Source organism: Paraburkholderia sp. BR13444, assembly GCF_040948755.1.
Classification (GTDB): Bacteria; Pseudomonadota; Gammaproteobacteria; order Burkholderiales; family Burkholderiaceae; genus Paraburkholderia; species Paraburkholderia youngii.
The window spans coordinates 583,459-597,732 of the sequence record NZ_JBFPKM010000004.1 but is presented as its reverse complement, the minus strand read 5'-3'; the positions used below and the strand labels follow the sequence as shown (position 1 = coordinate 597,732).

The 14,274-nt window shown below is 59.5% G+C and carries 15 protein-coding genes and 3 pseudogenes; 14 read left to right on the top strand and 4 right to left on the bottom strand.

Annotated elements, in window-relative coordinates:
• Window positions 1-2: 2 nt before the first annotated feature.
• Complete coding sequence (locus tag AB3X95_RS15360; RefSeq protein WP_309235091.1) at window positions 3-518, bottom strand: sugar dehydrogenase complex small subunit; 516 nt, start codon at window positions 516-518, stop codon at window positions 3-5.
• A 319-nt stretch (window positions 519-837) separates the two neighbouring features.
• Between AB3X95_RS15360 and AB3X95_RS15355 the strand changes: the two genes are divergently transcribed.
• Together AB3X95_RS15355 and AB3X95_RS15350 are read left to right on the top strand one after the other, a co-directional pair.
• A complete protein-coding gene (locus tag AB3X95_RS15355; RefSeq protein ID WP_176368103.1) occupies window positions 838-2,073 on the top strand; it encodes a lactonase family protein in 1,236 nt (411 codons plus the stop codon).
• A 55-nt stretch (window positions 2,074-2,128) separates the two neighbouring features.
• Window positions 2,129-2,428 (top strand): hypothetical protein, encoded by a 300-nt coding sequence (locus AB3X95_RS15350; protein ID WP_368621753.1) that lies wholly within the window; start codon window positions 2,129-2,131, stop codon window positions 2,426-2,428.
• 321 nt (window positions 2,429-2,749) lie between these two features.
• On the opposite strand, the gene AB3X95_RS15345 is transcribed toward AB3X95_RS15350, so the two are convergent.
• From AB3X95_RS15345 to AB3X95_RS15335, 3 genes and pseudogenes are all read right to left on the bottom strand, one after another.
• The gene (locus AB3X95_RS15345; protein ID WP_368621752.1) at window positions 2,750-3,388 is read right to left on the bottom strand and encodes a glutathione S-transferase family protein; all 639 of its coding nucleotides are present in this window, start codon (window positions 3,386-3,388) and stop codon (window positions 2,750-2,752) included.
• Window positions 3,389-3,396: 8 nt separating this feature from the next.
• Entirely contained in the window at window positions 3,397-3,735 is a 339-nt protein-coding gene (locus AB3X95_RS15340; RefSeq protein ID WP_368621751.1) for a glutathione binding-like protein, read from the bottom strand.
• Between the two features lie 219 nt (window positions 3,736-3,954).
• A pseudogene (locus AB3X95_RS15335) lies at window positions 3,955-4,185 on the bottom strand (IS110 family transposase); the annotation flags it as partial.
• Between the two features lie 636 nt (window positions 4,186-4,821).
• Here AB3X95_RS15335 and AB3X95_RS15330 point away from each other — a divergent pair.
• The 12 genes and pseudogenes from AB3X95_RS15330 to AB3X95_RS15275 all read left to right on the top strand — a co-directional run bounded on the left by AB3X95_RS15330 (window position 4,822) and on the right by AB3X95_RS15275 (window position 14,206).
• A pseudogene (locus AB3X95_RS15330) lies at window positions 4,822-5,186 on the top strand ((2Fe-2S)-binding protein).
• Window positions 5,101-5,286 (top strand): annotated as a pseudogene (locus AB3X95_RS15325) (cytochrome c); the annotation flags it as partial. The pseudogenes AB3X95_RS15330 and AB3X95_RS15325, both read left to right, overlap by 86 nt.
• 35 nt (window positions 5,287-5,321) lie before the next feature.
• Window positions 5,322-5,756 (top strand): MarR family winged helix-turn-helix transcriptional regulator, encoded by a 435-nt coding sequence (locus tag AB3X95_RS15320; RefSeq protein ID WP_176368102.1) that lies wholly within the window; start codon window positions 5,322-5,324, stop codon window positions 5,754-5,756.
• 117 nt (window positions 5,757-5,873) lie between these two features.
• Complete coding sequence (locus tag AB3X95_RS15315) at window positions 5,874-7,394, top strand: efflux transporter outer membrane subunit (protein ID WP_368621750.1); 1,521 nt, start codon at window positions 5,874-5,876, stop codon at window positions 7,392-7,394.
• A gap of 64 nt (window positions 7,395-7,458) precedes the next feature.
• Complete coding sequence (locus AB3X95_RS15310; protein WP_176120371.1) at window positions 7,459-8,619, top strand: HlyD family efflux transporter periplasmic adaptor subunit; 1,161 nt, start codon at window positions 7,459-7,461, stop codon at window positions 8,617-8,619.
• A gap of 77 nt (window positions 8,620-8,696) precedes the next feature.
• Window positions 8,697-10,253 (top strand): DHA2 family efflux MFS transporter permease subunit, encoded by a 1,557-nt coding sequence (locus AB3X95_RS15305; RefSeq protein WP_368621749.1) that lies wholly within the window; start codon window positions 8,697-8,699, stop codon window positions 10,251-10,253.
• A 220-nt stretch (window positions 10,254-10,473) separates the two neighbouring features.
• Window positions 10,474-11,274, top strand: coding sequence for an SDR family NAD(P)-dependent oxidoreductase (locus AB3X95_RS15300; protein ID WP_368621748.1), 801 nt, complete (start codon window positions 10,474-10,476; stop codon window positions 11,272-11,274).
• A 403-nt stretch (window positions 11,275-11,677) separates the two neighbouring features.
• Window positions 11,678-11,785, top strand: coding sequence for a hypothetical protein (locus AB3X95_RS15295; RefSeq protein WP_309240610.1), 108 nt, complete (start codon window positions 11,678-11,680; stop codon window positions 11,783-11,785).
• A gap of 399 nt (window positions 11,786-12,184) precedes the next feature.
• Window positions 12,185-12,382, top strand: coding sequence for a hypothetical protein (locus tag AB3X95_RS15290; protein WP_176120368.1), 198 nt, complete (start codon window positions 12,185-12,187; stop codon window positions 12,380-12,382).
• A 542-nt stretch (window positions 12,383-12,924) separates the two neighbouring features.
• Window positions 12,925-13,053 carry a hypothetical protein gene (locus tag AB3X95_RS15285; RefSeq protein WP_255215146.1) on the top strand — a complete coding sequence of 43 codons (129 nt, stop codon included), beginning with the start codon at window positions 12,925-12,927 and terminating at the stop codon, window positions 13,051-13,053.
• A gap of 78 nt (window positions 13,054-13,131) precedes the next feature.
• Window positions 13,132-13,440 carry a hypothetical protein gene (locus tag AB3X95_RS15280; RefSeq protein ID WP_176120367.1) on the top strand — a complete coding sequence of 103 codons (309 nt, stop codon included), beginning with the start codon at window positions 13,132-13,134 and terminating at the stop codon, window positions 13,438-13,440.
• Between the two features lie 190 nt (window positions 13,441-13,630).
• Complete coding sequence (locus AB3X95_RS15275; RefSeq protein WP_368621747.1) at window positions 13,631-14,206, top strand: DUF6436 domain-containing protein; 576 nt, start codon at window positions 13,631-13,633, stop codon at window positions 14,204-14,206.
• Window positions 14,207-14,274: the final 68 nt, after the last annotated feature.

Here is a 14,274-nt window from a genome sequence, read left to right as displayed (position 1 = left end):
GGTCAGGATTGCCTCTCGATAGGTTTCGATGCCCAGAAGCCAGGCTGGTTGGGACAATAGCTGGGGACGATCAGCGTGTCGGAGACCACGCTGAACATCAGAGCCTGCTCATACGTGATCACGGCATCGTCCACGATGCCCATGTACCAGCCCGCGAGAATCTTCAACGCGAGTCCTTCGTCGTCCGGCTTGATCGAGCTCGATGCGAGCGCGCCGGCGAGCTGCGGCACGCGCTGCGACAGATCGGACGTCTTCTTTTGCAGGGCTGTCACGAGGCGCTCGCCGACGGCGCGATCGAGCGAGCTTTTGCCGGTGAGCGATTTCGAGAGCGTCATGAATGCGTCGAATGACTGGCCGACGTCGCTCCTACCCGCGGTGCTCTGCGCAAGCGCCTTGAGCGTGGCGGAACCAGTCAGGCCGACGGCCGCGAGGGCGAGTGCACCTTGCAGCCAATGGCGGCGCTCGCGTGACGCGGGCGTCTCGCCGAAACCATTGCTTGGGGATTCATGTTGTGTCACTTGATCGTCCTTTGAGTTGATAACCATCATGAAGTCCTTGGGGTTCATCAAGCAGACGGCTTTCCCTGCATCCTGTTAATGGCGTCCCTTTACGAATCAATCTATGGTGTGCCGAGGGCAGCCGCAAGTGACCTTTGGTGTTAGATCACATGGCATTCCTTAGCGTCGATGCGGAAGTGCCGCTAACACCATTGTGCAATTGACTCGCGCACCGCTTACTGCCTAAAGTTGCTACCAATGAGCAACGCGTCCTAACGCTGGCGTAGATCGAACGAAGCGAGTCGCACAACGTCAGGCAACTTCGTAACAGAGGAAACGCATGAACGATCGGAACGAGTATTGCGTGCAACGCGGGTCGGCGCGGCTCTTCACCCGGCTCATCAAAGGCTTCGTCATCATGGCTTGCGTCGCCGCGACGCATGCGTTTCCTCAAGCCACTTCCACCGCCGCGCCGGCGGACGGCGTCTACGATCTCATCGTCGGCACCTATACGAGCGGCAAGAGCGAGGGGCTCTACGTCTTCCGCTTCGACACGAAGACTGGCGACGCACAGCAGGTGAGCGTCGCGAGGACGGTGAATCCGTCGTTCCTGGAGGTGAGCCGCGACCATCGCTATGTCTATGCGGTGAACGAGCTTCCTGGCGATAACGGCCCCGCGAGTCTGCGCGGCGACGTGAGCGCATTCGCCTTCGACGCCGCGAGCGGCCAGCTCACGTTCCTCAACAAGGTGTCGGCGCAGGGCAACGATCCGTGCTACGTGCGCCTATCGCCCGATGGGCGTTATCTGTTCGTCGCCAACTACTCAGTCGCGGCCGACCCGGGCGGCAGCTTTGCGGTGCTGCCCGTGCAGCAGGACGGCAAGCTCAGCGACGCGGTGCTCACCGTGCATCACGAGGGCGGCGGCCCCGCGAAGGGACACCAGGACAACGCTCACGTGCACTCGACGGTGTTCTCGCCGGATGGGCACTACCTCTTCGCCCAGGACCTCGGCACCGACAAGCTCTGGACCTATCGCTACACACCGGACGGCAGCCGGAGCCCCGTGAGCCCTGCCCAGTGGCGCTATACGGATGTCAAGACAGGTAGCGGACCGCGCCATCTGATCTTCGGCAACGACGGGCGCCACGCGTATCTCACGAGCGAGCTGGCCGCAATCGTGAGCGTGTTCCGCTATCAGGACGGGCGCCTGAAGCTCGAGCAGGTCGAGAAGCTTGCCGAGCCGGGCTTCGAGGGCACGCAGGGCGCGGCGGCGCTGCATCTTTCGCCGGACGGCAAGTTCCTCTATGTGTCGAATCGCGGCGACGCCAGCGACATCTCGATCTTTGCCGTCGATGCGGACTCCGGCAAGCTCAGGCGTGTGGGGCGGCAGTCGAGCCTCGGCGGGTCGCCGCGCGAGTTCGCGATCGATCCGACTGGCCAGTGGCTGATCGTCGGCAATCAGAACAGCGACACCGCCTACGTGTTCCGCCGCGACCGGCAAACGGGCCTGCTCGAGCCGAATCCGAAGCGCATCGATATCGGCTCGCCGGTCGACTTCAAGTTCGTCGCGCGTTGACGAGCGCTGAGCCACAGTCGAATCCGGCCGCGCCGTATTGATACAGAGATCGAGTATGTCCGAGTTCCCTCTCACGTCACGCCGGGGCTTTCTGCGCACGGCGGCGGCGCTGCTTCCCGCAGACGGGCTGGCCGGCTGCGAAGGCGGCAAGCAGCCCTCGTCGGAAATCGCGCAGCAAGGTGGCCAGCCCGCATCGGACGCGGCTCCTCTAGCTGAGGTCGAGTACAAGCCCCGCTTCTTCGACGCCCGCGAATGGGCGTTCCTGCAAGGGGCCGTGGACCGCCTGATTCCAGCCGATGCCTACGGGCCAATTTACGGTGCGACCGGCGCAATCGCAATTGCACTTTTGGGTTAGGGTGCGTCCCACAAAAGTCCTTTCCCCCAATACGAAGGTGTGACTACATCATCGTGCAATTGCGTCGCGCACTGACGAACGCCTAAAGTTGTTATCCATGTGCAATGCCTCTCAGCGCTGGAGGAACTCAGGCGTAGCCAGTCGCACAGCGTCATCGGATCCCCGCGTGCCGCGGGGAACGATCACACGGATACCCGGCGGTACTCGGCTGCGGATTCAGCCGGTCGATGCAACACCTACGCGACGAAAGTGATTGGGGCCCGCATGTGCGGTCCAACTGGTGTCAGCCGAAGCGGTAGTGGTACCAGAAATCGAAAGAGATCACGGAAACTCAATCTTTACGACATGCTCGACAAAAGGCCTTCTTTCACACATCGAGTCATAACAGCCCCTTAGATGAGGATGATCCGGCCGCATCACAGGAAGCTTAAACCAGCGATGCACCAGCGCTCCCATCGAAACATCCGCGAGCGTGAATTTGTCGCCCGCAATGAATCGATGATTAGAAAGCGTTTGCTCGAGTATTGCGAGGTGCGTCGCGTTACGAGCGCGGTGCTGTTCGATGACATCTTCGTTCCGTTCCGCAATCGGAGTACGAACAATACTCTGATACAACAGGACATTTGCCGGGCCAAACGAGGACAGCTGCCAATCCATCCAGCGCTCTACATTGGCGCGCTCGGCGGGATCGTTCGGATATAGCTCCGATAGCCGGAAGACGTTCGCCAAATATCTGAGGATCGTATTTGATTCCCAGATGACGATATCCCCGTGGATGACCGTCGGGACGACGCCGTTCGGGTTCTTGCCAAGGTAGCTCCCCTCCTTCTTTCCACCATATTTCCCACCGACATCGATTCGCTCGCATCCGCGATTGATTTCCGCCAGCAGCCACATCACTTTCTGCACGTTCGAAGACGTATTGCGCCCTGGTACGGTGATCGGCGTGTCCAGTGTCATCACAGAATCTACATAGCGCGCTTGACGGCGCCCCGCGCCCCAGCATTTCGTACCACCGCTTGACGTTCGGCACGGACGGACCATTCAAGATCGTGCAATTCGAACCGCGCGATCCACGGGTAGATTGCGATGTCTGCGAAGCTGTATTCGTCCCCGGCGACGAATTGATTCTTTTCTAGTTGCCCGTCGAGAACCTTATAAAGGCGATGCACTTCTTTCGTGTACCGAGTCAGGCCGTAGGTCTGATCCGCCGCGTACCGCTTGAAGGGGTATCCGTCCTTTTCGTGCCTGTATGGACCCGACGCCTTTTGCAAGCTTCCTGTTCGTGATGTCGAAACGGTCTGCATGCATGTATCCGGCTTACCAGATGGACGGTTGCCGAAGCACGCCCGCAGCCTCGATGAGATCCGCGCACCCGGTCCTTAGCAAAATCGCGGCTCGCCACAAGTGGCAGCGGCACAAAAAACAGGCTTCAGGATGCTGGTTCAACCTATTTCGTCATCGCTTTGAGAAGCTTCGCAAACCTGTGTTGGGGGTAGCGTCTCCTTACAAGCAGTTTTCGGAGGTTATGTTGCCGCGCCTCTCGTCATATAAGTCGCATCGCTGCTGAGCAGTGCCTGGATAATCCGCGCATTCCTGTTGGCCAGTGCGACCGCTGCGCAGTTATACCCGCGTCGAGCCATCAACTCTTGAAGCCAGATGCTCTGAGGATCCGTCTTTTTCGGTGCATCGCGCAGAACAGCCCGTGCGCCATGAATGAGCAACGTCCGTAGGTATATGTCGCCGCGTCGGCTGATACCGTGCAGGTGTAGAGCGAAGCAAAGGTGTCACCAAAAGCGAAGTAATGTTGTCAACAGCCAGTTTTTCGCATCTCTCAGACGAATGCTTCGTTAAGACAAACAGAGGAAGAGCTTCGCGTCACCATAGCACCCGCACTGCTCGCCTTGGTCCGCGAGCTATAGGCCGCAGTCGCCACCGCAGGGTCGTTTTATCCTGCCATGCGATTTCGGAAATGTCGGACGATGGAATGGCAAGGCTTTGCTGACTGCGCGCTTCGTTGCGACTTGCGCTACGCCGATTCCCCACCAGCTGGGCGATGTGCTGCAGCGACTCGCCTTTACGCCAGCGTTCCCACATCAACGCCTTCTGGCTTTCGCTGTAATAGATCCGGCGCCTCTGTTTCATTTGCAACACTCCCGCCGCTCATGCGACGTTCATTGTGTTGCATCGACCGGTTGAATCCGCCGTCGCGCGATGTCCTAAACCATCCCGAATTCCGTCATTTCTGTCGCGCGGAAATGAAGCCAGAATGCAATTGCGAATTCATCAATCACCTTCGAAAAGGCGCTCTGAATTTCCTTTAACAAGGTCGCGGCGACTAATACGCCGTACACGATAGTGCTATTTCAACGGCTTCTTTCATGGAGTGCTCTGTGGTTGGCCTGAACATCAACGACACAGCTCATACCGTCAACGCAACTGATGACATGCCGCTGCTCTGGGTCCTTCGCGATATTGTCGGATTGACCGGCACCAAAGTTCGGCTGCGGGATTGCGCAATGCGGCGCATGCACCGTGCACCTCGACGGCGTCGCGGTGCGTTCGTGCGTGCTTCATCGCGTCGAACCCGTACCCGAGCGACGCCGACATCGACGCGGCGATGGCCGGCAATATCTGCCGCTGCGGCACGTACAACCGGATTCGCGCGGCGATGCATGCATTGCCACGGGTCGAATGGCAGAGCGTTTGCGCCGCTGCTCGCGCCACTGGCGGGCAATCCGGCCGTGCTGGAGCCTAACCCAACATCGATGATCAATGTCATCTTGAACGGGGCGCAAGCACTCGTGATCAACGGGCTACCGGCTGCCTATCCGATGCCGAAATTTTCGAACGTGCTCGTCAGATGTGGCGAAATTGCGCGAGGCAACGGTCCATGCGGTTAGATGATCTTCAGGACGACGACTGCTTCGCCCTCCGTCAGGCTTCTCGACACATCTCGAAGCTTTACGAGCGTTACCTGTCCGAGGCCGGCATCACGCCCACGCAGTTCAGCATTCTCAGGACGCTGGGCCGCTGTCCGGGCTTGACGATGGTCAGGCTCGCCAAGGCGATGGTGATGGATAGAACGACGCTTGTGCGCGCACTCAAACCTTTGCTCCAACGTGGACTTGTGGTGGCTTCCTGCGAAGGGCAAGGGTATCGGCGACTTCGGGTCGTACTTACAAGGAGAGGTTTGACGAAGCTTGACGAAGCGGTCGTTCACTGGGCCACTGCACAGGCCCGCTTCGAGCGAAGCTTTGGGAAGCAACAGGCTGCTCATCTGCGAACCGAACTGTTCCGCATGACTGGCAACGTGTCCGAGGAGTAAAAAAAAGCAACAAACGTTTTGTATCGCGAAGCATTGATGGGCGAACCACCGATGGCTAAGAAGTGCATATGCACAACAAATCTTGCGAACCCAGGTTATGCGGACGAGCGAAAGGAAATGGAAACCATGACGGATCACTACGAATTCCAGCTTCGAGCGAGCACATGGGCCGCGTCGATAGCGGCGGCGGTGGCGGCGCTTGGTCTGGCCGGATGTGTCAACTACGCCGGCATTAAAAGCGATAAGCAGATTGCACCACCTTCGAACTACGAGACGAAGGAGAGTTTGCCCGCCGAGGGCGGACAGTGGCCGGCAATGGACTGGGCCGGCCAATTCGGCGACCCGCAACTGTCCACGTTGATCGACGAGGCACTGGCCGGCAATCCAACGATCGATCAGGCACGTGCCCGCATCGAGAAAGCGCATTCCTATGTCGGCACGGCCAATTCCGCACTGTACCCGAACGTGACCGGCAGCTATTCGTGGACGCGCGAGCGCTATAGCGCCAACAGCATTGTTCCACCGCCGTTCGGCGGCACGTGGCAGAGCGAGAACAACGTGCTCGCCAGTGCGTCGTGGGACCTCGATCTGTGGGGAAAGAATCGGGAGCGGCTTCGTCAGGCCATCTCGCAGGAGAAGGTCGCCAACGCCGAAGCCGAGGAGGTGCGCATTTCGCTCGCCGCGTCGGTGGCAAGCACCTACAACCATCTTGCGCAGCTCTATGCGCTGCGCGATATCCAGGTCCGGGAAGTGAAGAATCGCGAGGGCATCGTGCAAATCACCCATGGACGCGTTGGTGCGGGACTCGACACCAACGTCGAACAGCAGACCGCAAACGGCGAAACCGCAACGAGCCGTTCGAGCGTCAGCGCTCTCGACGGGCAAATCACGACGGTGCGCTACCAACTAGGTGCGTTGCTTGGCAAGGGGCCGGACCGTGGTTTGACGATCGCGCAGCCATCGCCAGCAGACGTTGCCGAGTTCGCCTTGCCGGACAATCTTCCGGCCGACCTCATTTCACGCCGGCCGGACATCGTGGCGGCCTACTGGCAGGTGGATGCAGCCATGCACGATGTGAAGGAAGCGAAGGCCGAGTTCTATCCGGACGTCAATCTTTCCGCAGCTGTGGGACTCGTCGCGTTCGGCTGGGGTCGGTTCCTGACGGCTGGTAGTCGTCAGATTCAGGCGGGACCCGCGATTCATCTGCCCATCTTCGATGCCGGTGCCTTGCGCGCCCAACTGAAGGGCCGCTACGCAGATTTCGATTACGACGTCGCGACCTACAACCAGACTCTGATCAACGCTCTGTCCGACGTGGCCACGCAGGTCACGCAGATCCGGTCGGACGACCGTCAGCTGGTGGACGCGCGGCAGGCGCTCGACGCGCAGACCAAGGCGTATCAGTTGGCATTGGTTCGTTACAAGGCGGGGTTGAATCAGCAGTTGCAGGTGCTGAATGCGGACGACAACCGTCTCGCTGCCGAAACGGCAGTCGTCAACCTCGAGATGGGCCGCCGCGACGAGCAAATAGGTCTGATCAAGGCGCTCGGAGGGGGCTTCAATGCGGCGCGCGAGGGCCTCGCGGCAAACACCGAAACACCAATTCCCGCGCCATCCGTTGACGCCGCTACTCACTGAATCGACCGCCTGGCCGTCGGGCGTGGTGACCGACGGCCTACGTTCAACTTTGCTGGAGCTATCGATGAACACCCCTCAGCCACCGTCGGCCAACGAGCCGGCAAAAAAAGCCGGTAAGCGCAAATTCCTGCTCGTACTGCTTGTCGCTTCCCTGGCGATCGCGGGGGCTGCGTATGGCGCCTATTATTTCCTTGACGCGCGCTATCACGTAGACACCGACGACGCCTACGTGAACGGTAACGTCGTGCAAATCACGCCCCAGATCACGGGCACTGTGATCGGGGTCAATGCGGACAATACGCAAATCGTCAAGAAGGGCGCGCCGATCGTCCAGATTGACCCCGCTGATGCCAGGATCGCCCTGCAACAGGCCGAGGCCAATCTGGGCCAAACCGTTCGCAGAGTCCACGGCCTGTATGTCGACGATGACAAATTTCGTGCAGATATCGCCGAACGCCAGACGGATCTTTCGAAGGCACAGGACGACTTGAAGCGCCGACTTTCCACGGGCATGACGGGGGCCGTGTCCGACGAGGAGATCTCGCACGCCCGCGATGCCGTCAGGTCGGCACAGGCGGCGCTAGACGCTGCCCGGCAACAGCTCGGTGCCAATCGCGCATTGACGGCCAATACGTCAGTCGCAAACCATCCAGACGTACTGGCGAGCGCCGCACGAGTTCGCGACGCCTACCTGGCTTATGCCCGCACCACGTTGCCTGCACCCGTCACAGGATATGTCGCACAACGAACAGTTCAGGTGGGCCAGCGCGTTTCCCCTGGCGCGGCACTGATGTCCGTGGTCCCGCTCGAGCAGGTTTGGATCGATGCCAACTTCAAGGAGTGGCAGCTTCGTCATATCAGGGTTGGACAACCTGTCGAGCTGACCGCCGACGTCTACGGCACCTCTGTCGTCTATCACGGCAAGGTGGTGGGCTTTACGCCGGGCACCGGGTCGGCCCTGGCGCTGTTGCCGGCGCAGAACGCCACGGGTAACTGGATCAAGGTGGTGCAACGGCTGCCCGTGCGGATCGAGATTCCGCCTGAGGAGCTGGAAAAGCATCCGCTGCGGGTGGGGCTGTCGATGAACGTGGATGTCGACGTCAAGGACTCTGCCGGTCCGCAGCTCGACACCGATCCTCCGTCGACCTACAAGACCGACGTATTCGCCAAGTACGGCGACGAAGCGGACTCGGCGATCGCACGCATCATCGCCAAAAACCAATGAGCTTTCTCTCATAGAGCACGGGCACGTGACAGATATCGTGCCTTTCTCTTCAGACACTCAATTGCAGGACGCTCAGCATGACGACCGACCATCAGAATCCACCCCCGCTTGCGGGGGCGACACTTGCCCTGGGCTCGTTCAGCGTGGGCCTTGCGGGCTTCATGACCGTGCTTGACTCATCGATCGCCAACGTCGCCATTCCGACCATCTCCGGAAACCTGGGCGTATCGGTCGACGAAGGCACGTGGGTCATCACCGTGTTTGCCGCCGCGAACTCCGTATCGATACCCTTGACCGGCTGGTTGACCCAGCGGCTGGGACAGGTTCGCCTGTTCGTCGGTTCGATTCTATTGTTCGTCATGGCGTCGTGGCTATGCGGAGTTGCGCCGTCACTGCCGATGCTGCTTTTTGCGCGCGTGCTGCAGGGCGCCGTGGCCGGACCGCTGATTCCGATGTCCCAGGCGCTGCTGCTCAGTTCCTGGCCCAGGGCGAAATCCTCACTGGCACTCTCGCTGTTCTCGATGATCATGGTGGCCGGGCCGATCGTGGGGCCGACACTCGGTGGTTGGATGACGGACAGCTATAGCTGGTCATGGATCTTCTATGTGAATATCCCGGTCGGGCTATTTGCTGCCGCAATGGTGTGGACGCTGTATCGCCATCGCGACACGCCGACCCGAAAGCTTCCCGTCGATGTCGTCGGACTGCTGCTGCTGATCGTCTGGGTGGCGTCGCTCCAGATAATGCTGGACAAGGGTAAGGATCTGGACTGGTTCTCTTCGAACACGATCATTGTTCTGACTATCGTTGCCGCAGTGGGGCTGGCGCTTTTCATTGTCTGGGAGCTGACGGACAAGAACCCGATTGTCGACCTGACGCTCTTCAAGCAGCGTAATTTCCTCGGCGGCACGGTTTCGATTGCTATCGCATATGCCATCTTCTTCGGAACGCTGGTGTTGCTTCCGCAGTGGATGCAGGAGTATCTGGGCTACCGGTCATTGGATGCGGGGCTCGCGACGGCGCCACTGGGCATTTTCGCGGTGATCGGCGCACCGATCATGGGCAAAATACTGCCGCGTTCCGATGCACGCATCATCGGCACGTGCGCGTTCGTCAGCTTCGCGATCGTCTATTACATGCGTTCGTTCTTCTATACGGATATCAGCGAAGGACACATCGTCCTGCCGACCCTGCTGCAAGGCATCCCGATGGCGCTGTTCTTCGCCCCGCTGACCACGATCATCCTGTCGGGGCAACCACCTGAAAGAGTGCCCGCCGCCGCCGGCCTATCCACCTTTGCGCGCATGTTTTTCGGTGGCGTCGGCACATCTATCGCGGGTGTGGTGTGGAACAACCGGACGATCATGCACCATGAAATCCTGACGCAGCAGTCAAGTCCGACCAACCCGATGTTCAACGCGCAAATCGATGCCTACCACTCGTTGCTTGGTCTGGGAAAAGGCGCATCGTATGCCTTGTTCGATCATACGGTGCAGACACAGGCGGCGATGTTAGGGCTGAACGACGTGTTTTATGCCGCAGCGGTCATCATGATCGTCATTATCCCGCTCATCTGGATCACCAAGCCGGGCAAGGCCAACAGTTCGAGCGACGCCGCGGCGGGCGCGCACTGACAACCGCCCGGGCTTTGAGCAGGAAAAAAGCGCCTTCTGTCACGCGATCAGCAAGCCAACTCGCAAAGTAACTTGAAGTGACGCGAGCCATATCGGTGCATGTTCGTTTTCCAGCGGACGATGTCCTAAACACACCCGAATTCCGTCATTTCTGTCCCGACGAAACAAAGCCAGAATTCAATCACGCGTTCATCAATCACCTTCGAAACGGAGTGAAATCATGGCTCAGGCACACCAAGGTACAGCTCTCATTACCGGGGCGTCGTCGGGTCTCGGTGCAGTCTACGCCGATCGGCTGGCACGCCGTGGCTACGACCTGATTCTGGTCGCCCGAAACCGCGACCGGCTGATCGCCCTCGCCGATCGCATCGCGAACGACACGCACCAAAGCGTCGAAATCGTCGACACCGACCTCAACGACCGCGCAGCGCTTGCCGGCGTTGAAGCGAAACTGAAACAGGACGCAAGCGTCACGCTGCTGGTCAACAACGCGGGTGTAGGCACGCATACGCCGCTGCTGGAAAGCGATATCGACGCGATGACCCGGATGATCGATCTGAACGTCACCGCCCTCACCCGCCTCACGTACGCGGCTGTCCCGGGCTTCATTGCGCGTGGCACGGGTGCCGTGATCAACATCTCGTCGATCGTCGCGCTCTCGCCGGAGACGCTCAACGGCGTCTACGGCGGCAGCAAGGCCTTTGTTCTCGCCTTCAGCCAGTCGTTGCACCACGAAGTCGCTGACAAGGGTGTACAGGTGCAAGCCGTGCTGCCGGGCGCGACCGCCACCGACTTCTGGCAGACCGGCGGGCTCCCGATCGAGCACTTGCCAGAAGGAATCGTCATGTCTGCCTCTGACATGGTGGACGCGGCTTTGACGGGCTTCGACCGCCGCGAACTCGTCACCATCCCGTCATTGCATGCCGGCGAAAAATGGGAGGCCTATGAAGCCGCTCGGCGCACGATGTCGCGGCATCTGTCGAACGATGTCCCTGCACCGCGGTATGCAACGGCACTGTAAGTCCCGGAAATCAAACTTCCACCTTATTCACGCTCCCAGGAAAACACCCGGTCGCCCCGAAAATTCTTCGGCGCGGGGGATAGTCCCCGTCGGAGGGACCCGGCACACGGCAGCGACAGGTGTGAACGCGCAGATAATTTTCAAGGACCTAAGCATGAACAGATTCCGGAGTGTTTTCGACGCACAAATACGGCAACTAAGGTGCGGCCGCGAGCTACGCACCGAACTCGCATGGCGAGTGGGCCGAACAGCCGGATCTTCGCGAGCCACCGCTTGCGCTGACCGGCGCTGCATATCACTGGGATCACCGTGTGGACGAAGACCACTATGAGCAACCCGGGATTCTTTTTCGGAGGTTGAATACCGAGCAGCTAAGGCACTATTCGAAAATACTGCCCGCGCGATGCAGGGTGTTTCCCGGCATATCAAGGAGCGGCACATTGCGAATTATACGAAGGCTGATCCTGCATATGGACTCGGGATTGCACAAGCGCTCGGCCTCGTCGAGTAGATATCTACCTCGAGCATCTTGTCCAGTCTGTGGCAGCCATGCCGGGTTGCCACAGTTCGGTGCGCCGTCGAAGAACATCATCATGCTGTTCATGACGTAGGAGTCGCGCGAAAAATTCGTCAACTCGATGATCTGAGCGGCGCTTCGGCATGCGCCAGGGTAAGCGCCCCTATTTGATCCGCCAGTGCATGGCGAAATAGCCACGCGTTCTGTTGCACCGATTTACGTGAACCTAGGGAGGTGGGGATGCGGTATGTAACGCGATCTTTCGCAGAGCGGCGCACTTATGGGGTACGTGGCGTGTGGACGGTGGGGCGGCCGAAGGCGGCAAAGGCTGCTTTGGCGCGGCAGCGCGTTACTGCGCTCGTGCCCGTTGACAAGAATCGGATTCCCGGGAGCATGACTCCGGGTCTTCACACGACCGCGCGCCGGCGGGGTGTTCTGATTCGCGCGATCGACAGCGCCGATGCGAAATACCCGGGAATCGCAATGTGCATCGCGATCCTTACTGCGTTGCTGTATTTTCATCTCGCGAGCGACCCAGGCAATCTCGACCCCGCGGCCGTGCACATGCATGTGAGCTCGCCGACAAACTGATCTCGTCGCTTTCCGGGAGGTCTGCCCAGCAATGCCGATATCGTGCTGCTCCAACCCACTCATGTGCTAGTCGCTTGCTGCCTGTTCGCTATCGATGGCGGCCTACGCGACTACGTTTGGTTTCACCACTACGGAGAAGGCGAATGTGTTTGCGGGCCGCCGTTACCTCGCGGGGTACTCTCTCGTCCTCATTGGCTGCTCCAGGAATCAAGCCGTTTAACTGATTCGCGTCCCTCAAGCGTGGGTCCTGCCGTTCGCCTCGCCACGGAAATCGCGGGTGCTACAGAGCGTAGCCGGCCATCGCCGGGAGCAAGAGGCCAATCCGGACCAGCATGAACGCGAAAGTCACACATCCGATGCCGTCAGTGGACAGCGTGACAAGGCGGAAACTCTAGGTTGCAACAGGTGCACCAGTCCATTGCACAATGGTTTAGCTAAACCTTCGTACCGGTGGCACGAAGTGGCATCTCATACGTAACCCAAAGTGCAATTGCGACCGCGCGGGGCTTACTTTAAATTCATTCGTAGACGGAAGCCTTGTTGTGAACTTCATCAAAGCAGCCGGCTCGGAGTCTCTTCCCCTTCAGAACATGTTTGTTGGGTTCGAGGGCGTGGTCATCGGTGCACCGTTGATTGTGGCTGCCATGCCGAGCCGCGATCTGGGTGAGTAGACCAGATTGGTCTTCTCAGTCCGCGTGAGAAGAGGACGTTGTCCGGCGACATTGTTGCGATACTTAAAATACCTGATCATGCGCGTTGATCTTGAACAGATCAGAAAACAGGCGGAATTGATGACGGGTGAGGTGGCCGATACCCTTCGACAAGTCGCCAACGAGATCGAGCTGCTTCGCAAGCACCTGATCGAGGCCCATACCAGCAATGCGGACAGCGAACGACTCAACTGGTTAAGTGAGCAGGCCCATGACGAGTTTTACCGTGAAATATGCCGCACCTACATAACACTGCCCCGCATCAAGACGCAGAAGAATGGTGTAACCGCCATGACTTTGAGGGAGGCTATCGACCTCGTTCGCAAGCCTCGGGATCGTGACCTCTAGGAAATATTTGTTCGACCGCCGCACTAGCCTGTTGCGCTTTGCGAGCGGCAGTCGACTCGCTGGTCACACCGTCTATGCTCGGTCCAGCCGCTGATCACAAGCCCCGATATCTCGCCTGCCGCATATGTTTCCAGCCAATACCGGGACACCCCCTCAATCAACCGTTCCCCTGCTGCGTCGCCGCCCGGTCATGCTGTTTCTCTATGCAGCTGTATGCATTCTGGTCGGGACCGGCGTTGCACTGTGGCGATACTTCGGCGTCAGTGGAGTAACCAGCTACTCGAATCAGGCTGTTCTCTTCCGGGATTCCGACCTGCGTTTGCCGCCGGACTTGGCAGGCAATACCGGACGCATTCGTGTCGTGCATTTCTGGGACCCCGACTGCGCAAGCTGTAACGAGAATACCGACGCCCACCTGAACTATCTCATCACAATGTTCAGAGGCGCGGTTATCGACTTCTACAGCGTGCGCAAGCCCGGTACCCACGGACAATTACCGGTCTTCCTGCGAGGCAAACTGAATCCTTTACCGGGAATCGAAGGAATGGAGCGCATACCGGCCAGTCCCGCTATCGCCATTTGGGCTGCGGATGGAAAGCTCGCCTACGCGGGACCCTACAGCGCCGGTCTTGTCTGTAGTTCGAACAACAGTTTCGTGGAGCCGATTCTCGACAAGCTGGTCGCGGGGGCACACGTCGAGCCTGCTCCGATGGTCGCCGTCGGCTGCTATTGCCCGTGGAATACCGCCCGCGGCCAACACGCATAGAGGGGTATCGTTGGTCGCGCTAACGACACGCTGTGCTCCGCACGCGACCAGCTTCGCCCCCGCCTCCT